We start from the raw sequence: 270 nt of genomic DNA, 5'->3' as shown, positions 1-270 counted from the left end.
GTCCTCGGCGGCAAACCGCCGGGTGCGCACCGGATTGAGAAGGGCCAGTTGGAAGCCCGCGGCAGCCAGGTGGGCGAAGAGGTTCTTCCAGTAGTGCCCGGTGGCCTCCAGGGCCACCAGCACGTCCTGAGGACTGCCCAGCACCTGCACCAAGGCCTGGTAGCCCTCGGCGTCCTCATTCACCGACTGGGGCTTGAGCAGCACCTGCCCCGCCTCGTCCACCACCGCCACCACATGCGTCTGACTGCCGATGTCGATTCCTGCAAACCG

At 67.0% G+C, this 270-nt stretch carries 1 protein-coding gene; it reads right to left on the bottom strand.

The genetic code is table 11. The annotated features are described in order from the left end of the window. Positions 1 to 252 (bottom strand): transposase (locus tag U8525_RS34610; protein ID WP_374270995.1); only part of this gene is annotated, 252 nt, incomplete at its 3' end. Positions 253 to 270 lie beyond the last annotated feature (18 nt).

The sequence above is a fragment of the Corallococcus sp. RDP092CA genome (assembly GCF_041903675.1).
Lineage (GTDB): Bacteria > Myxococcota > Myxococcia > Myxococcales > Myxococcaceae > Corallococcus.
Note: the sequence above shows the minus strand (reverse complement) of the source record. Positions and strands in the feature narration are given on the sequence as shown.